The following is a 17,419-nucleotide window of genomic DNA, read 5'->3' on the forward strand; positions in this document are numbered from 1 at the left end:
AGCGCCACGAGGTGCTGAGTAAGAGCAGGATTTGTACCAGCGGGATTTTGTTGGGCAATAGAATTTAACCTATTGATTTATATCTATATTTGTTTGATTTGTAAGTAAATGGCTTGGTCTTCTGTCCGGCTTTCCGAACAAAGCGGTGCGCAGGTGTTCGGTTGTCCGAAAAGGATGACGGAAAAGTTTGGGTTTAAACGCAGGAGGCACGCCGCGACCTGTCGTTTCAGAGAACGATCCAGCAACGCGGATGTTTAAAGGGGGTACCGGATGGCTTCGAGGGCAGGGCGCAAAGAGGATTCATCAAAAGGCTGTTTTCTCCCGTTGACAAATCTCGACAAGCTTCTCATAGTTTGACCTAACGCAAACGTTTGCGAGATGTTTCACGGGGTGCTCCTCGAGTGTCGTGAAAGCTCGTATCAGCCGCCCGGGTGGGTTGGCTGCCGAAGCGTTCTTCGGTGCAAGCGTTGCTCACAATAATCATAAGATCGGAGTGAACCCATGAAGCTGCCATTTGCTGGACGTCTTCTTGCTGTCGCTGTGCTTGCTGCCGCATCCGCTGCCCTGCCTCTTTCCTCTGCATTTGCTGCCGAGACCGCCGCCAAACCCAAGGTCGGCCTGGTCATGAAATCCCTCGCCAACGAATTCTTCGTCACCATGCAGGACGGTGCCAAGGAATACCAGAAAGCCCACGCCGCCGACTTCGACATGATCACCAACGGGATCAAGAACGAAACCGATACCAGTGCTCAGATCGATATCGTCAATCAGATGATCCTGTCCAAGGTTGACGCGATCGTCATTGCTCCCGCCGACTCGAAAGCCCTGGTCACCGTGCTGAAAAAGGCCTCCGACAAAGGCATCAAGGTCGTCAACATCGACAACCGTCTGGATGTGGATGTACTGAAAAGCAAAAACCTTGATATCCCGTTCGTAGGTCCAGACAACCGCAAGGGCGCGCGCCTGGTCGGTGAAGAACTGGCCAAGCACCTCACCAAGGGTGACCAGGTTGGCATCATCGAAGGTGTGTCCACCACCACCAACGCCCAGCAGCGTACCGCTGGCTTCAAGGACGCGATGGATGCCGCCGGCATGAAGATCGTCTCCACCCAATCCGGTGAGTGGGAAATCGACAAGGGCAACGCGATTGCCGCTGCCATGCTCCAGGCAAACCCGAACATCAAGGCACTGCTGGCCGGTAACGACAACATGGCACTGGGCGCAGTATCCGCCGTACGTGGCGCCGGCAAGGCTGGCAAGGTGCTGGTCGTAGGCTACGACAACATCGAGGCCATCAAGCCGATGCTGCAGGACGGCCGTGTCCTGGCCACCGCCGACCAGGCTGCTGCCCAGCAAGCCGTTTTCGGTATCCAGAACGCTCTGAAGCTGGTCAAGGGTGAAAAAGTCGATGCCGTGGATGGCATGATCGAAACCCCGGTCGAACTCATCCTCAAGAAGTAATTCCCCGGCAGCACAAAACAGCGTCCGCTCACCCGAGCGGACGCCTGGAGACGTTCCTATGTCATCTTCCGCACCGAACGCTGTCCTCTCGGTCAGCGGTATCGGCAAGACCTATGCCCAACCGGTTCTGTCCGACATCACCCTGACGCTCAATCGTGGGGAAGTGTTGGCGCTTACCGGTGAGAATGGCGCGGGGAAAAGCACCCTGTCGAAAATCATCGGCGGGCTGGTCACCCCGACCGACGGCCAGATGCAGTTCAATGGCCAGGCCTACACGCCAGGCAGCCGGACCCAGGCTGAAGAGCAGGGCATCCGCATGGTCATGCAGGAGCTTAACCTGCTGCCAACCCTGACGGTCGCTGAAAACCTGTTCCTCGATAACCTGCCCAGCCACGGTGGCTGGATCAGCCGCAAGCAACTGCGCAAGGCCGCCATTGAAGCCATGGCCCAGGTCGGCCTGGACGCTATCGACCCGGACACCCTGGTCGGCAGCCTCGGCATCGGCCACCAACAGATGGTCGAGATCGCCCGCAACCTGATTGGCGATTGCCACGTACTGATCCTCGACGAACCCACGGCGATGTTGACCGCCCGTGAAGTCGAGATGCTGTTCGAACAAATCACCCGCCTGCAGGCCCGGGGCGTGGCGATTATCTATATTTCCCACCGGCTCGAAGAACTGGCCCGGGTTGCCCAGCGCATTGCGGTGCTGCGCGACGGCAAGCTGGTGTGTGTCGAGCCGATGGCCAACTACAACAGTGAGCAACTGGTCACGCTGATGGTGGGCCGCGAACTGGGCGAGAAAATCGACCTGGGCCCGCGCACCATCGGCGCGCCGCTGTTGACGGTAAAAGGCCTGACCCGCTCGGACAAGGTCCGCGACGTGTCGTTTGAAGTGCGTGCCGGCGAAATCTACGGCATCTCCGGCCTGATCGGTGCGGGCCGTACGGAGTTGCTGCGCCTGATCTTCGGCGCCGACCTGGCCGACAGCGGCACCGTGGCCCTGGGCACACCTGCGCAAGTCGTCAGCATTCGCTCGCCCGTCGACGCGGTTGGCCATGGCATCGCCCTGATCACCGAAGACCGCAAGGGCGAAGGCCTGCTGCTGACCCAATCCATCGGCGCCAACATTGCCTTGGGCAACATGCCGAAGGTGTCCAGCGGTGGCCTGGTGAACAGTCGTGACGAAACGGCCTTGGCCAAGCGCCAGGTCGACGCCATGCGTATCCGCAGTTCCAGTCCGGCGCAGCTGGTGTCCGAGCTGTCGGGTGGCAACCAGCAGAAGGTGGTGATTGGCCGCTGGCTGGAGCGCGATTGCGTGGTGATGCTGTTCGATGAACCGACCCGGGGCATCGACGTCGGCGCCAAATTCGATATCTATGCGTTGCTCGGCGACCTGACCCGCCAGGGCAAGGCGCTGGTGGTGGTGTCCAGCGACCTGCGTGAGTTGATGCTGATCTGCGACCGCATCGGCGTACTTTCCGCCGGGCGCCTGATCGAGACCTTCGAGCGCGACAGCTGGACCCAGGACGAATTGCTTGCCGCTGCTTTTGCCGGCTATCAGAAACGTGATGCGCTGCTCAACGACGCAGCGCCTAGGAATACCCCATGAAAACCACTTCCTCCCCCGCAAAACGTGGCGGCAACTTCTATGGCCTGGGCACCTACCTGGGCCTGGCCGGCGCCTTGCTGGCGATGATTGCGCTGTTCTCGTTCCTGAGCGACCACTTCCTCTCGTACGACACCTTCAGCACCCTGGCCAACCAGATTCCCGACCTGATGGTGTTGGCAGTCGGCATGACCTTCGTGCTGATCATCGGCGGCATCGACCTGTCGGTAGGCTCCGTGCTGGCCCTGGCCGCATCGGCCGTCAGTGTGGCGATTCTCGGCTGGGGCTGGAGTGTGTTGCCGGCAGCCGTGCTGGGCATGGGCTGCGCCGCGTTGGCCGGGACCATTACCGGTTCGATCACAGTGGCCTGGCGGATCCCGTCATTCATCGTGTCCCTCGGCGTGCTGGAAATGGCGCGCGGCGTGGCGTACCAGATGACCGGCTCGCGTACCGCATACATCGGTGATTCGTTTGCCTGGCTGTCCAACCCGGTGGCCTTCGGCATTTCACCTTCGTTCATCATCGCGTTGCTGGTGATCATCGCCGCGCAGCTGGTGCTGACCCGTACCGTGTTCGGTCGCTACCTGATCGGCATTGGCACCAACGAAGAGGCCGTGCGCCTGGCGGGTATCAATCCCAAGCCCTACAAGATCCTGGTGTTCAGCCTGATGGGCCTGCTGGCGGGTGTGGCGGCGCTGTTCCAGATTTCGCGCCTGGAAGCGGCCGATCCCAACGCCGGTTCCGGCCTGGAGCTGCAAGTGATCGCTGCGGTAGTGATCGGCGGCACCAGCCTGATGGGCGGGCGTGGCTCGGTCATCAGTACCTTCTTCGGCGTGCTGATCATCTCGGTACTGGCGGCAGGGCTGGCGCAGATTGGCGCCACCGAGCCGACCAAACGTATCATCACCGGTGCCGTGATCGTGATCGCGGTGGTGCTCGATACTTACCGCAGCCAGCGCGCCAGTCGGCGAGCCTGAGCCATGGCAACGATCAAGGATGTGGCCGCGCTGGCGGGGATTTCCTACACCACGGTGTCTCATGTGGTGAACAAGACGCGCCCGGTCAGCGAGCCGGTACGGATCAAGGTCGAGGCGGCCATCAAGCAGCTCGACTATGTACCCAGTGCGGTCGCGCGCTCGCTGAAGGCCAAGACCACAGCCACCATCGGCCTGTTGGTGCCCAACAGCCTCAACCCGTATTTTGCGGAACTGGCCCGGGGCATCGAGGATTACTGCGAGCGTAACGGCTATTGCGTGATCCTCTGCAACTCCGACGATAATGCCGAAAAGCAACGCAGCTACCTGAGGGTGCTGCTGGAAAAACGCATCGACGGCTTGATCGTGACCTCGGTGGGCGGCGACGACAGCGGCCTGGCGACAGGCCTCAAGGCGGTACGCACGCCGATGGTCATCGTCGACCGTGCATTGGACGGGATCGATGTCGACCTGGTGCGCATCGACCATGAACAGGGCGCTTACCTGGCGACCCGGCACTTGCTCGATCTGGGTCATCGCGACATTGCCTGCATTGGTGGCCCGAGTCATACCCGCGTGGCGCAAATGCGGATGGCGGGCTACTACCGCGCCCTGGCCGAGGCTGGGCTCGAAGTGCCGGCCGGCCGTGTGCTGGAAAGTGATTTCACCAGTACCGGTGGTTACGCGGCCGCGGCGCAATTGCTGGCGGATAGTCCCCCCAGCGCGATTTTTGCCGGCAACGACATGATTGGCTTCGGCGTCTTGCGTGCCGCTGCCGAACGTAATATCCGGGTGCCCGGTGAGCTGTCGGTGATCGGGTTTGATGATATCCAGATGAGCCAGTACGTGTACCCGGCGCTGACCACCGTGGGCCAGTCGATCCTGCAGCTGGGAGAGATGGCGGCCGAGCTTTTACTGCGACGAATTGCGACACCCCAATTGCCGATCGATCAACGCATCGTGACGCCGAGTATTGTTCTGCGCGAGTCGACGGCGCCGTTGGCCGGTGTGTTTGCCCAATACCGCTGAACCGAATTGATGAGTACTGATGTATGCCAGCAAAAGTAGTGGTAATAGGCAGCCTGAACATGGACCTGGTCACCCGGGCCAGTCGGCTGCCCCGCGCCGGTGAAACCCTGATCGGCCAATCGTTTTCCACCGTTCCCGGCGGCAAGGGCGCGAACCAGGCGGTCGCTTCGGCGCGCCTCGGGGCTGAGGTCGCCATGGTCGGCTGCGTGGGCACCGATGCCTATGGCGCGCAATTGCGCGACGCGTTGCTGGTGGAGGGCATTGATTGCCAGGCCGTCAGCACCGTCGACGGTTCCAGCGGGGTGGCGCTGATCGTGGTGGATGACAGCAGCCAGAATGCGATCGTTATTGTCGCCGGTAGCAATGGCGAGCTGACCCCAGCCAAATTACAGGCATTTGACAGTGTGCTGCAGGCTGCCGACGTGATTGTCTGCCAGCTGGAAACGCCGATGGAGACTGTCGGCCATGCCCTCAAGCGCGGTCGCGAGCTGGGCAAGACGGTGATCCTGAACCCGGCGCCGGCCAGTGGTCCGCTGCCCGAGGATTGGTACGCCGCCATCGACTACCTGATTCCCAATGAAAGCGAAGCCTCGGCCTTGAGCGGCGTGGTGGTCGACTCGCTGGACAGCGCCAAGGCCGCCGCCACACGCCTGATCAAGGCCGGTGCTGGCAAAGTGATCATTACCCTCGGCTCCGAAGGCGCGTTGTTTGCCGATGGCCAAGGCTTCGAGCACCTGGTCGCGCCCAAGGTCAAGGCGGTCGATACCACGGCTGCCGGTGACACCTTCGTCGGCGGTTTCGCAGCCGCGCTGGCCAACGGCAGGAGCGAGGCCGAGGCCATTCGTTTCGGCCAGGTAGCCGCCGCGCTGTCCGTGACCCGCGCGGGTGCGCAACCTTCTATTCCCACATTGCATGACGTCCAAGGTTTTGTGCCCTCATGAAAAAGACTCCCTTGCTCAATATCGCGCTGTCGCGGGTGATCGCATCCCTTGGCCATGGCGACATTCTGGTGATCGGTGATGCCGGCTTGCCGGTGCCGCCGGGTGTCGAGCTGATCGACCTGGCGCTGACCAAAGGCATTCCGGATTTCGTCAGTACCTTGCGCATCGTCCTCAGCGAGATGCAGGTGGAAAGCCACGTGCTCGCGGAAGAAATCCTGCTCAAGCAACCGCCGGCCCTGGCGGATCTCAATACCCTGACCGAACAGGCCGCCCTCGGCGAGCGCCGCCTGGTCAGCCATGAAGAGTTCAAGCAGCTCAGCCGCAAGGCGAGGGCGGTGGTGCGCACCGGCGAGTGCCAGCCCTACTGCAATATCGCGCTGGTTTCCGGCGTAACGTTCTAGAATTCCCCAACGACAAGGAGTGCGTCATGCAACGTGGTACCCAAACCCTGCGACACCTGTTCCGGAGTGTGCTGCTTTTGTCCGTGCTAACTGCTGCAAGCGCCCACGCGGCGGAAAAAATCGACCTGATCATCGACACCGACCCCGGTGCCGACGACGTGGTTGCCTTGCTGTTCGCCATGGCTTCGCCCGATGAACTGCAGATCCGCGCGCTGACCACCGTTGCCGGTAACGTGCGCCTCGACAAGACCTCCCGCAACGCACGCCTGGCCCGCGAATGGGCGGGGCGCGAGGACATCCCGGTATATGCCGGTGCACCGAAACCGATGCTGCGCACGCCGATCTACGCTGAAAACATCCATGGCAAGGAAGGTATCTCCGGCGTCACCGTGCATGAGCCGAAAAAAGGCCTGGCCGAAGGCAATGCCGTTGATTACCTGATCAAGACCCTCAGCACCGCCAAGCCCCACAGCATCACCATCGCCATGCTCGGTCCGCAGACCAACCTGGCGCTGGCATTGACCCAGGCGCCGGAGATCACTCAAGGCATCAAGGAAGTGGTGGTGATGGGCGGCGCGCACTTCAACGGCGGCAATATCACGCCGGTGGCCGAGTTCAACCTGTTCGCCGACCCGATCGCGGCCGAGATCGTGCTCAAGAGCGGCGTCAAGCTGACCTACCTGCCGTTGGACGTGACCCACAAGGTCCTGACCAGCGACGCACGCCTGAAGCAAATCGCTGCGCTGAACAACAACGCGAGCAAGGTGGTGGGCGATATTCTCAATGAATACGTCAAAGGCGACATGGAGCACTACGGCATCCCGGGTGGCCCGGTGCATGACGCTACCGTCATTGCCTACCTGCTCAAGCCTGCGCTGTTCAGCGGCCGTGAAGTCAATGTGGTGGTGGATAGCCGTGAAGGCCCGACCTTCGGCCAGACCATCGTCGACTGGTACGACGGCCTGAAACAACCGAAGAACGCGTTCTGGGTTGAAAACGGCGATGCCCAAGGCTTCTTCGATCTGCTGACCGAACGCCTTGGTCGCCTGAAGTAAACAGCCTGCCGGTCGACGTTCGTCGGCCGGGTCTTATTCGCGCTCGGGGTCTGGCGCTCCCATGTGATCGGCCGGGTATTTCTCGAATACCTGGCCGATGAATGCCTGCGCGGCCTGTGTGCCCAGTTCCTTGACCAGCAGGTCGATACCGATGATTGCCAACTCCTCCGGGCTGCCCGGGCTGTAGGAGCTTTGCCCGTGGGGCCACTTGGCTTTGATGTCGGCGTGGATCGTGACGATGGTCATGGGTGTCTCGCGAGGCTGAAAGGCGGTTAGTGCGTTCTGCGTGTGGAGTTAACCATTTTGCGCCGTGTTTGGCACTGCTACTTAGGCATGAGGGGAGGGCTGTGCGACACTGTCCGCCTGTTTAATTGCCAGGGCAAACCGCGTGCAGATCGACTTGAACAACCCCGAAAACCTGACGCTGGACGCTGTGCGGCAGCTGCTTGCGTCCGCCAGTGACAACGTTCACACCCAGTTGCGCGTTACCAAGGCCGGTATTGCCTACATTTCTTCGGGCGTGGTGGGTGGCGTCGATATCGACGGCCTTCTGTTCCGCCTGGAGACCTGGGCGGCGGGTTCGGGTTATGTCGGCAACGTCGCAGCCAGCGACGAGGTGTGGGTGATGCAGATTTTCAACGCGCTCAAGCAGAACTGGCCAACGCCGCCGTTTGATTACATCGACATCTACTGAGTGCGTTCATATCTGGTGACGATTGATTCGCCAGCGCCCGGTGTCGACTCAGGCAGACTGGCCCACAGCCAATTGTGACAATTCTGAAACCAATCGGCCAAACCACGGTCGCACGATCTCTGTCCATTTTTTCTCAAAGGAGGCTTCATGCCTTGGAAGCTCGCATCATTCGGTACTTTGTTGGCTGCGCTCGCCTTGTCGGGTTGCAGCACCCCGGGTACCTCTGAGCCAGCCAAAGACACTGCCGTGACCGATGCTGGTCATAGCCGCTGTGAGGCGAAGGCTGCCGAGTTCGCAATCGGCCAGAAAGCTTCGCCACAATTGCTGGAACAGGCCCGTAGCCGCGCCGGAGCGCAGAACGCACGCATTCTCAAGCCAGATGACATGGTCACGCTGGAATACCGCTCCGATCGCCTGAACCTCAATACCGATGACAACCTTGTGATCAATCGGGTCAATTGCGGCTGATTGCTCCAACGCTTTTCTCCAGGCCATAAAAAACCCCGTCACATGGACGGGGTTTTTTTAGTTCGGCGCAGAATTACTCTGGGCGAACCTGTGCAGCTTGCATACCCTTTTGGCCTTTCTCAGCCACGAAGGAAACGGTTTGGCCTTCTTTCAGGCTTTTGAAACCGTCGCTTTCGATAGCTTTGAAGTGTACGAACAGGTCGTCACCGCCACCTTGAGGAGTGATGAAGCCGAAGCCTTTTTCATCGTTGAACCATTTAACGGTGCCGGTTTGGCGATTAGACATGGTGTATCTCCAAGAAACATATATTTTCAGTAGTGCTGTGCTGCTCAGGCCAACTGGGCACACCGAGCTATCATAGTCGAAATGTTCGGCTTGGGAGCCCCCCCAAGGCATTGTTTGCTAATCAATCGCGTTGTGTTTCATGCCTTGGTTGGCTGAAAGCCCCGATCTACGGGGCTTTCAGGCGAAATATCAGCTATTAAAAAAAGCCGTAAAAGCTGCGTAATTTGTGAGAAATGGCAGTTTTCATGGCGATTTTTGGTCCTTCAGCCGGTCCGGCAGGGTGTAAAAATTACTTTTTCTTCACGACTTTGCAGGACGAAATAGCCGTCACAGCTTTGGTCTTGAGCGCGGGATCTGCGTTCTGGTTGGTCATGAGTTCCTTGATTTCGGCACTGCTCAATTCGGCATTGATTTTGTCCGCGCCACATTCACAGTGGTCTTTGGCGGTTTTGGCATCAACACTTTGCTGGGCGGCTGCGCTGCAATCCTTGATGAAGCTGTCCCGCGCACCGGCAGGCCAGTTCGACGGGGCTGCGGCGTGCGCACCCAGGGACATGAGGGTCAGGGATGCAGCAAGGGCGAAAGTCGAGGTAAAACGCATAATCAAATGCTCCTGGAGTCGTGGACGAACGGCGATTCTCGGTGTGTTTGAGGGCTGCCGTACAGTTCAAGTTCACTTTTGCCCTTAAAAGCCGGGAATTTTCGTTTCGTGAAGCGGCTTCGGCGCCATGACCGTTCATCTGTGCTAGCATCTTCCGCTTGGCTATTTTCCGGCGCGCCCTATGCCGCCTTGCCAAGGTCTTTTTTGTTTAACTCCAGTCACTCTGGTTCGATTATCGGTTGGCCGAAAGGCTCCTGCCGCTGTAAGGCAGGCGTTCATCACTGAACGGCCTGGTATTGGATCTTGTACTGGCTCATCCCAACCCACGTGACCTTTGGTAGGGGTCACCACTAGGAGAGGAGGCGCCATGCCAACTATTACTCTTCCCGACGGCAGTCAACGTTCATTCGATCATTCGGTTTCCGTAGCCGAGGTCGCCGCATCCATTGGTGCCGGCCTGGCCAAGGCCACCGTGGCCGGCAAGGTCGACGGCAAGCTGGTCGACGCCAGCGACCTGATCACCGGCGATGCCAGCCTGCAAATCATCACGCCCAAGGATCAAGAGGGGCTGGAGATCATTCGCCACTCTTGCGCGCACCTGATTGGCCATGCGGTCAAGCAGCTGTACCCAACCGCGAAGATGGTCATCGGCCCGGTCATCGACGAAGGCTTCTATTACGACATCGCCTACGAGCGTCCTTTCACCCCGGACGACCTGGCGGCTATCGAACAGCGCATGCACGCGCTGATCGAAAAAGATTACGACGTCATCAAGAAAGTCACTCCGCGTGCCGAAGTGATCGACGTGTTCACCGCCCGCGGCGAAGACTACAAGCTGCGCCTGGTGGAAGACATGCCGGACGAGCAGGCCATGGGCCTGTATTACCACGAAGAATATGTCGACATGTGCCGTGGCCCGCACGTGCCGAACACACGCTTCCTCAAGTCGTTCAAGCTGACCAAGCTGTCCGGTGCCTACTGGCGCGGTGACGCGAAGAACGAACAACTGCAGCGGATCTACGGCACTGCCTGGGCTGACAAGAAGCAGCTGGCGGCCTACATCCAGCGCATCGAAGAAGCCGAAAAACGCGACCATCGCAAGATCGGCAAGCGCCTGAACCTGTTCCACCTCCAGGAAGAAGCGCCGGGCATGGTGTTCTGGCACCCGAACGGCTGGACCCTGTACCAGGTGCTCGAGCAGTACATGCGCAAGGTTCAGCGCGACAATGGCTACCTTGAGATCAAGACGCCGCAAGTCGTTGACCGCAGCCTGTGGGAGAAATCCGGGCACTGGGCCAACTACGCCGACAACATGTTTACCACCCAGTCGGAAAACCGCGACTACGCCATCAAGCCGATGAACTGCCCGTGCCACGTACAGGTGTTCAACCAGGGCCTGAAGAGCTACCGCGAGTTGCCGATGCGCCTGGCCGAGTTCGGTGCCTGCCACCGTAACGAGCCATCGGGTGCACTGCACGGCATCATGCGCGTGCGCGGCTTCACTCAGGATGACGCCCACATCTTCTGCACCGAAGAGCAGATGCAGGCCGAATCCGCTGCATTCATCAAGCTGACCATGGACGTGTACCGCGATTTCGGTTTCACCGAAGTCGAGATGAAGCTGTCCACTCGTCCGGAAAAACGCGTCGGTTCCGACGAGCTGTGGGACCGAGCCGAAGCTGCACTGGCCGCAGCGCTGGACAGTGCGGGGCTTGCATACGACTTGCAGCCGGGCGAGGGCGCGTTCTACGGTCCGAAGATCGAGTTCTCGCTGAAAGATTGCCTTGGTCGCGTCTGGCAGTGTGGTACCCTGCAGCTCGATTTTAACCTGCCGATCCGTCTGGGAGCCGAATACGTCTCCGAAGACAACAGCCGTAAACACCCGGTTATGCTGCACCGGGCGATCCTCGGCTCGTTCGAACGGTTCGTCGGGATCCTGATCGAGCACTACGAGGGTGCATTCCCTGCGTGGCTGGCTCCGACCCAGGCAGTGATCATGAATATCACTGATAAACAGGCAGATTTTGCCGCTGAAGTTGAAAAAACTCTCAATGAAAGCGGATTTCGTGCCAAGTCCGACTTGAGAAATGAAAAGATCGGCTTTAAAATCCGCGAGCATACTTTGCTCAAGGTTCCCTATCTTTTGGTTATCGGAGATCGGGAAGTCGAGATGCAGACTGTCGCTGTGCGTACTCGTGAAGGTGCTGACCTGGGCTCGATGCCCGTCGCCCAGTTCGCTGAGTTCCTCGCGCAAGCGGTTTCCCGGCGTGGTCGCCCAGATTCGGAGTAATTATTATTAAGCGTGAAATGAGACAAGATAAACGAGCTGCACCGAAAGCCCCGATCAACGAGAATATCTCGGCACGCGAGGTTCGGTTAATTGGCGCTGACGGCGAGCAGATTGGCATCGTCTCGATTGATGAAGCGCTTCGTATTGCTGAAGAGTCCAAATTGGACCTGGTGGAAATCTCCGCCGACGCAATCCCACCCGTTTGCCGGGTGATGGACTACGGCAAGTCGATCTTCGAGAAGAAGAAGCAGATTGCCGCGGCGAAGAAGAACCAGAAGCAGATTCAAGTAAAAGAAATCAAGTTTCGTCCAGGGACGGAGGAAGGGGATTACCAGGTAAAACTGCGCAACCTGGTACGTTTCCTGAGTGATGGGGACAGGGCCAAGGTATCCTTGCGATTCCGCGGCCGTGAGATGGCCCACCAGGAGCTGGGGATGGAACTCCTCAAGCGGGTTGAAGCTGACCTGCTCGAGTACGGTTCGGTCGAACAGCATCCTAAGATGGAAGGACGCCAGCTTATTATGGTCATCGCCCCGAAAAAGAAGAAGTAATCAATAGGGCACGGCAGGCCTTCTGATTATGTTTATCAACTGAATGCGGAGTACCGAACATGCCAAAGATGAAAACTAAAAGTGGTGCTGCTAAGCGGTTTCTGAAAACTGCTAACGGTATCAAGCACAAGCACGCTTTCAAGAGCCACATCCTGACTAAAATGTCGACCAAGCGTAAGCGTCAACTGCGCGGTAGCAGCTTGCTGCATCCGTCTGACGTGGCAAAAGTCGAGCGCATGCTGCGCCTTCGTTAATTTTAGTCAAGAATAGAGGAAGTAACTCATGGCTCGTGTAAAGCGTGGCGTCATGGCGCGTAAGCGCCACAAGAAAATTCTGAAACTTGCTAAAGGCTACTACGGCGCGCGTTCACGCGTATTCCGTGTTGCCAAGCAAGCGGTTATCAAGGCTGGCCAATACGCCTACCGTGACCGTCGTCAGAAAAAACGTCAGTTCCGCGCTCTGTGGATCGCTCGTATCAACGCTGGTGCACGTGTTAACGGTCTGTCCTACAGCCGTTTCATCGCTGGCCTGAAAAAAGCGTCCATCGAGATCGACCGTAAGGTTCTGGCTGATCTGGCAGTGAACGAAAAAGCGGCGTTTGCTGCGATTGTCGAGAAAGCTAAAGCCACCTTGGCTTAAGTACCCCCGACAGTCACCCTGGGTCGCTTCCGCGGCCCACGGTGTTAAACGTCTTAAATAGGGGAAGAGCCTTCAAGCTCTTCCCCTATTTTGTATCTGGAGTCTGTACATGGAAAACCTGGATGCGCTGGTCTCTCAAGCACTAGAGGCTGTGCAAAGCGCAGAAGATATCAATGCCCTGGAGCAAATCCGGGTTCACTACCTTGGCAAAAAGGGTGAATTGACTCAGGTGATGAAGACCCTGGGGAATTTGCCGGCTGAAGAGCGTCCGCAAGTCGGTGCGCTGATCAACGTGGCCAAGGAGCGTGTTACAGAGGTTCTCAATGCGCGCAAGGCGTCGCTCGAGGAGGCTGATCTTGCGGCCAAGCTCGCCGCCGAATCCATTGACGTGACCCTGCCTGGCCGTGGCCAGACCTCGGGCGGCCTGCATCCGATTACCCGGACTCTGGAACGTATCGAGCAGTTCTTCACCCACATCGGCTACGGCATTGCCGAAGGCCCTGAGGTCGAAGACGACTATCACAACTTCGAGGCGCTCAACATCCCAGGCCACCACCCGGCCCGGTCGATGCATGACACCTTCTATTTCAACGCGAACATGCTGCTGCGCACCCATACCTCGCCGGTACAGGTCCGCACCATGGAATCGCAGAAGCCGCCGATCCGCATCGTCTGCCCAGGCCGTGTGTATCGCAGCGACTCCGATATCACCCACTCGCCGATGTTCCACCAGGTCGAAGGCCTGCTGGTTGATCGCGACATCAACTTCGCCGACCTCAAAGGCACCATCGAAGAATTCCTGCGGGTGTTCTTCGAGAAGGAGCTGGCGGTACGTTTCCGTCCTTCATTCTTCCCGTTCACCGAGCCATCCGCTGAAGTCGATATGGAATGCGTGATGTGCAGCGGTAAAGGCTGCCGCGTCTGCAAACAGACCGGCTGGCTGGAAGTGATGGGTTGCGGCATGGTTCACCCCAACGTACTGCGCATGTCCGGGATCGACCCGGAAGAATTCTCGGGATTTGCCTTCGGCATGGGCGTTGAGCGTCTGGCCATGCTGCGTTACGGCGTGAACGACTTGCGTCTGTTCTTCGACAACGACTTGCGGTTCCTCGCGCAATTTCGCTAGTCGTAACGGATCTTTAGGAGAGCAGGATGAAATTCAGTGAACAATGGCTGCGTGGCTGGGTAAGCCCGCAGGTAAGTCGCGACGAGCTGGTTGCTCGTCTGTCGATGGCCGGCCTTGAGGTCGATAGCGTTACGCCGGCCGCCGGTGTTTTCAGTGGTGTGGTTGTGGGTGAGGTGCTGAGCACCGAGCAACACCCGGACGCTGACAAGTTGCGTGTGTGCCAGGTCAGCAACGGCGCGGAAACCTTCCAGGTCGTGTGCGGAGCGCCAAACGTGCGCCCGGGCCTGAAAATCCCGTTCGCCATGATCGGTGCCGAGCTGCCAGGCGACTTCAAGATCAAGAAGGCCAAGCTGCGTGGCGTTGAGTCCAACGGCATGCTGTGCTCCCAGGCGGAACTGCAGGTCGGTGAAGGCAACGATGGCCTGATGGAACTGCCGGCCGATGCGCCAGTGGGCCAGGACATCCGTGTCTACCTGGAACTGGAAGACGCCAGCATCGAGGTCGACCTGACCCCGAACCGTGGCGACTGCCTGTCGCTGGCGGGCCTGGCGCGTGAAGTCGGCGCACTGTACGCCGCGAACGTGACCCGCCCGGTGGTTGCAGCGGTACCTGCCGTGCACGACGAAGTGCGTTCGATCGAAGTGCTCGCCCCCAATGCCTGCCCACGTTACCTGGGTCGCGTGATCCGTAACGTCGACCTGTCCAAGCCAACCCCGCTGTGGATGGTTGAGCGCCTGCGCCGTTCCGAAGTGCGCAGCATCGACGCTGCCGTCGACATCACCAACTACGTGATGCTGGAACTGGGCCAACCGCTGCACGCCTTCGATCTCGCCGAAATCAACGGCGGCATCCGCGTGCGCATGGCCGAGGAAGGCGAGAAGCTGGTACTGCTCGACGGCCAGGAAGTCAGCCTGCGTGCCGATACCCTGGTGATCGCTGACCATTCCCGCGCCCTGGCGATTGCCGGCGTGATGGGGGGTGAGCACAGCGGCGTGTCCGCAACCACTCGCGACATCTTTCTCGAAAGCGCTTTCTTCGATCAGATCGCCATCGCTGGCAAGGCCCGTTCCTACGGCCTGCACACCGACGCCTCGCACCGCTACGAGCGTGGCGTGGACTGGCAGCTGGCCCGTGAAGCCATGGAGCGCGCCACTGGCCTGCTGCTGGAAATCACTGGCGGCGAAGCCGGCCCGATCATCGAAACCGTCAGCGAACAGCACCTGCCGTCGGTTGCACCGATCATCCTGCGCGCCAAGGCCGTTGAGCAAATGCTCGGCCTGGTGATCGAGCCGGTTGAAATCGAGCGCCTGCTGTCGGCACTCGGCCTCGGCATCTCGGCCGGTGAAGCAGGGCAGTGGCACGTAGAAGTGCCAAGCCATCGCTTCGATATCAGCCTGGAAGTCGACCTGATCGAAGAACTGGCCCGCCTGTACGGCTACAACCGCCTGCCGGTTCGTTACCCGCAAGCGCGCCTGGCGCCGCAGCCGAAAGCCGAAGCCCGTGCACACCTGCCGGAACTGCGTCGCCTGCTGGTTGCCCGTGGTTATCAGGAAGCAGTGACCTACAGCTTCATCGATCCAAAGCAATTCGAACTGTTCAACCCGGGTGTCGAGCCGCTGTTGCTGGCTAACCCGATCTCCAACGACATGGCCGCCATGCGCTCGTCGCTGTGGCCGGGTCTGGTTAAGGCGCTGTCCCACAACCTGAACCGTCAGCAAGACCGCGTGCGCATGTTCGAAAGCGGCCTGCGTTTTGTCGGTCAGCTGGATGGCCTGAAGCAAGAGCCGATGCTGGCTGGCGTGGTTTGCGGCAGCCGTCTGCCGGAAGGCTGGGCACAAGGTCGCGACACCGTCGACTTCTTCGACGTCAAGGCCGATGTGGAAGCGGTGCTGGGCTTCGCCGGCGCGCTGGATGCCTTTACTTTTACCCCTGGCAAACACCCGGCGTTGCACCCGGGCCAGACCGCCCGTATCGAACGTGAAGGTCGCCTGGTGGGCTTCGTTGGCGCGATTCACCCGGAACTGTCGAAAACCTTGGGGCTGGACCGTCCAGTCTTCGTTTTTGAGCTAGTCTTGGCTGAAGTGGCCTCGGGCAAAATGCCTAAATTCAGCGAGTTGTCGCGTTTCCCTGAAGTACGACGTGATCTGGCGCTGATTGCCGATCAAGGTGTTGCGGCCAGTGCTGTTCTGGACGTAATCCGTGAAAATGCAGGGGAATGGCTGACAGACCTCAGGCTATTTGACGTCTATCAGGGTAAAGGCATTGATCCGCATAGAAAAAGCCTTGCAGTTGGCTTGACCTGGCAGCATCCATCGCGCACTCTTAATGACGATGAGGTGAATACGACGACGCAAAATATCCTCACCTCGCTCGAACAAAGGTTAAACGCCACGTTAAGGAAGTGACGTATGGGGGCTTTGACGAAAGCTGAGATGGCGGAACGTCTGTATGAAGAGCTGGGCCTGAACAAGCGCGAGGCCAAGGAATTGGTCGAGCTGTTCTTTGAAGAAATCAGGCACGCACTTGAAGACAACGAACAGGTCAAATTGTCCGGTTTCGGCAATTTTGACCTGCGGGACAAACGCCAGCGGCCTGGCCGCAATCCAAAAACGGGAGAAGAAATCCCGATCACGGCTCGCCGTGTGGTCACCTTTCGTCCAGGGCAGAAGTTGAAGGCCCGAGTTGAGGCTTATGCTGGAACCAAGTCATAACGACGAACTGCCCGTCATCCCAGGCAAACGCTACTTCACCATCGGTGAAGTCAGCGAGCTCTGTGCGGTAAAACCGCACGTGCTGCGCTATTGGGAGCAGGAGTTTCCTCAACTCAACCCCGTCAAACGCACCGGGAACCGTCGGTATTATCAGCGCCAGGATGTGCTGATGATCCGACAGATCCGCGCGTTGCTGTACGACCAGGGGTTCACCATCAGCGGCGCGCGCCAGCGTATGTCCGGTGATGAAGCCAAAGACGACACCACCCAATACAAGCAAATGATCCGCCAGATGATCTCCGAACTCGAAGATGTGCTGGTGGTTTTGAAGAAGTAATTCCGGCTTTTAAAATACTTCCACATTTCAAAAGCTTGCGGTATATTCCTGATCGCTTCGTTGCGAAGCGAACCCAGTAACACGCCTAGTCGGGGCGTAGCGCAGTCCGGTAGCGCACTAGCATGGGGTGCTAGGGGTCGAGTGTTCGAATCACTCCGTCCCGACCATATTTTTCAATGAGTTAGCCCAATCTGAAAAGGTTGGGCTTTTTCATGTCTATAAAATTACCCCCACATTTACCCCCAC

The 17,419-nt window shown here is 58.9% G+C and carries 20 protein-coding genes and 1 tRNA gene; 18 read left to right on the plus strand and 3 right to left on the minus strand.

Annotated elements, in window-relative coordinates; genetic code table 11:
- The first annotated feature begins 501 nt into the window (after nucleotides 1-501).
- The 7 genes from JV201_RS10050 to JV201_RS10080 are packed head-to-tail and all read left to right on the plus strand — an operon-like array spanning nucleotide 502 to nucleotide 7,470.
- A complete protein-coding gene (locus JV201_RS10050) occupies nucleotides 502-1,461 on the plus strand; it encodes a sugar ABC transporter substrate-binding protein (RefSeq protein WP_177009393.1) in 960 nt (319 codons plus the stop codon).
- Nucleotides 1,462-1,519: 58 nt separating this feature from the next.
- Nucleotides 1,520-3,073, plus strand: a complete 1,554-nt coding sequence (locus tag JV201_RS10055; protein ID WP_219406828.1) for a sugar ABC transporter ATP-binding protein — start codon at nucleotides 1,520-1,522, stop codon at nucleotides 3,071-3,073.
- Nucleotides 3,070-4,047 carry an ABC transporter permease gene (locus tag JV201_RS10060; protein WP_003219960.1) on the plus strand — a complete coding sequence of 326 codons (978 nt, stop codon included), beginning with the start codon at nucleotides 3,070-3,072 and terminating at the stop codon, nucleotides 4,045-4,047. The genes JV201_RS10055 and JV201_RS10060 overlap by 4 nt, the downstream gene beginning before the upstream one ends.
- A 3-nt stretch (nucleotides 4,048-4,050) precedes the next feature.
- Nucleotides 4,051-5,073 carry a LacI family DNA-binding transcriptional regulator gene (locus tag JV201_RS10065; protein WP_219406829.1) on the plus strand — a complete coding sequence of 341 codons (1,023 nt, stop codon included), beginning with the start codon at nucleotides 4,051-4,053 and terminating at the stop codon, nucleotides 5,071-5,073.
- 23 nt (nucleotides 5,074-5,096) lie between these two features.
- Nucleotides 5,097-6,014, plus strand: a complete 918-nt coding sequence (gene rbsK, locus JV201_RS10070) for a ribokinase (RefSeq protein WP_008438691.1) — start codon at nucleotides 5,097-5,099, stop codon at nucleotides 6,012-6,014.
- Complete coding sequence (gene rbsD / locus JV201_RS10075; protein ID WP_008438690.1) at nucleotides 6,011-6,415, plus strand: D-ribose pyranase; 405 nt, start codon at nucleotides 6,011-6,013, stop codon at nucleotides 6,413-6,415. The genes rbsK and rbsD overlap by 4 nt, the downstream gene beginning before the upstream one ends.
- 26 nt (nucleotides 6,416-6,441) lie before the next feature.
- Nucleotides 6,442-7,470, plus strand: a complete 1,029-nt coding sequence (locus tag JV201_RS10080; protein ID WP_003219953.1) for a nucleoside hydrolase — start codon at nucleotides 6,442-6,444, stop codon at nucleotides 7,468-7,470.
- A gap of 33 nt (nucleotides 7,471-7,503) precedes the next feature.
- Here JV201_RS10080 and JV201_RS10085 read toward each other — a convergent pair whose 3' ends face one another.
- Nucleotides 7,504-7,716 carry a hypothetical protein gene (locus tag JV201_RS10085; RefSeq protein ID WP_003219951.1) on the minus strand — a complete coding sequence of 71 codons (213 nt, stop codon included), beginning with the start codon at nucleotides 7,714-7,716 and terminating at the stop codon, nucleotides 7,504-7,506.
- A gap of 142 nt (nucleotides 7,717-7,858) precedes the next feature.
- Here JV201_RS10085 and JV201_RS10090 point away from each other — a divergent pair, with 142 nt between their 5' ends.
- Both JV201_RS10090 and JV201_RS10095 read left to right on the plus strand, forming a co-directional pair.
- On the plus strand, nucleotides 7,859-8,164 hold the full coding sequence (locus JV201_RS10090; protein WP_003219949.1) for a hypothetical protein: 306 nt from the start codon (nucleotides 7,859-7,861) through the stop codon (nucleotides 8,162-8,164).
- A 147-nt stretch (nucleotides 8,165-8,311) separates the two neighbouring features.
- Nucleotides 8,312-8,632 carry an I78 family peptidase inhibitor gene (locus JV201_RS10095; protein ID WP_008438688.1) on the plus strand — a complete coding sequence of 107 codons (321 nt, stop codon included), beginning with the start codon at nucleotides 8,312-8,314 and terminating at the stop codon, nucleotides 8,630-8,632.
- A gap of 73 nt (nucleotides 8,633-8,705) precedes the next feature.
- Here the strand turns inward: JV201_RS10095 and JV201_RS10100 are convergent, their stop codons facing one another.
- Both JV201_RS10100 and JV201_RS10105 read right to left on the minus strand, forming a co-directional pair.
- Entirely contained in the window at nucleotides 8,706-8,918 is a 213-nt protein-coding gene (locus tag JV201_RS10100; protein WP_003179963.1) for a cold-shock protein, read from the minus strand.
- Nucleotides 8,919-9,207: 289 nt separating this feature from the next.
- Entirely contained in the window at nucleotides 9,208-9,522 is a 315-nt protein-coding gene (locus JV201_RS10105; RefSeq protein WP_080673250.1) for a hypothetical protein, read from the minus strand.
- A gap of 364 nt (nucleotides 9,523-9,886) precedes the next feature.
- Between JV201_RS10105 and thrS the strand changes: the two genes are divergently transcribed.
- The 9 genes from thrS (at nucleotide 9,887) to JV201_RS10150 (ending at nucleotide 17,340) form a co-directional block, all read left to right on the plus strand.
- Entirely contained in the window at nucleotides 9,887-11,809 is a 1,923-nt protein-coding gene (thrS, locus tag JV201_RS10110; protein WP_003219944.1) for a threonine--tRNA ligase, read from the plus strand.
- On the plus strand, nucleotides 11,809-12,360 hold the full coding sequence (gene infC / locus JV201_RS10115) for a translation initiation factor IF-3 (protein WP_169875357.1): 552 nt from the start codon (nucleotides 11,809-11,811) through the stop codon (nucleotides 12,358-12,360). The genes thrS and infC overlap by 1 nt, the downstream gene beginning before the upstream one ends.
- A gap of 59 nt (nucleotides 12,361-12,419) precedes the next feature.
- Nucleotides 12,420-12,614, plus strand: a complete 195-nt coding sequence (rpmI, locus tag JV201_RS10120; protein WP_002553160.1) for a 50S ribosomal protein L35 — start codon at nucleotides 12,420-12,422, stop codon at nucleotides 12,612-12,614.
- A gap of 28 nt (nucleotides 12,615-12,642) precedes the next feature.
- Nucleotides 12,643-12,999: a 50S ribosomal protein L20 gene (rplT, locus tag JV201_RS10125; RefSeq protein ID WP_003219940.1), complete on the plus strand. Its 357-nt coding sequence runs from the start codon at nucleotides 12,643-12,645 to the stop codon at nucleotides 12,997-12,999.
- 109 nt (nucleotides 13,000-13,108) lie between these two features.
- The gene (gene pheS / locus JV201_RS10130; RefSeq protein ID WP_003219939.1) at nucleotides 13,109-14,125 is read left to right on the plus strand and encodes a phenylalanine--tRNA ligase subunit alpha; all 1,017 of its coding nucleotides are present in this window, start codon (nucleotides 13,109-13,111) and stop codon (nucleotides 14,123-14,125) included.
- A 26-nt stretch (nucleotides 14,126-14,151) separates the two neighbouring features.
- Nucleotides 14,152-16,530 carry a phenylalanine--tRNA ligase subunit beta gene (gene pheT, locus JV201_RS10135; RefSeq protein WP_008438687.1) on the plus strand — a complete coding sequence of 793 codons (2,379 nt, stop codon included), beginning with the start codon at nucleotides 14,152-14,154 and terminating at the stop codon, nucleotides 16,528-16,530.
- A 3-nt stretch (nucleotides 16,531-16,533) separates the two neighbouring features.
- Nucleotides 16,534-16,836, plus strand: coding sequence for an integration host factor subunit alpha (ihfA, locus tag JV201_RS10140; protein ID WP_002553164.1), 303 nt, complete (start codon nucleotides 16,534-16,536; stop codon nucleotides 16,834-16,836).
- Nucleotides 16,817-17,173, plus strand: coding sequence for a MerR family transcriptional regulator (locus JV201_RS10145; RefSeq protein WP_003219935.1), 357 nt, complete (start codon nucleotides 16,817-16,819; stop codon nucleotides 17,171-17,173). The genes ihfA and JV201_RS10145 overlap by 20 nt, the downstream gene beginning before the upstream one ends.
- Before the next feature lie 90 nt (nucleotides 17,174-17,263).
- Nucleotides 17,264-17,340: transfer RNA gene (locus JV201_RS10150), tRNA-Pro, on the plus strand.
- Nucleotides 17,341-17,419: the final 79 nt, after the last annotated feature.

Source organism: Pseudomonas sp. Colony2 (genome assembly GCF_019382755.1).
In the GTDB taxonomy this organism is placed as follows: Bacteria; Pseudomonadota; Gammaproteobacteria; order Pseudomonadales; family Pseudomonadaceae; genus Aquipseudomonas.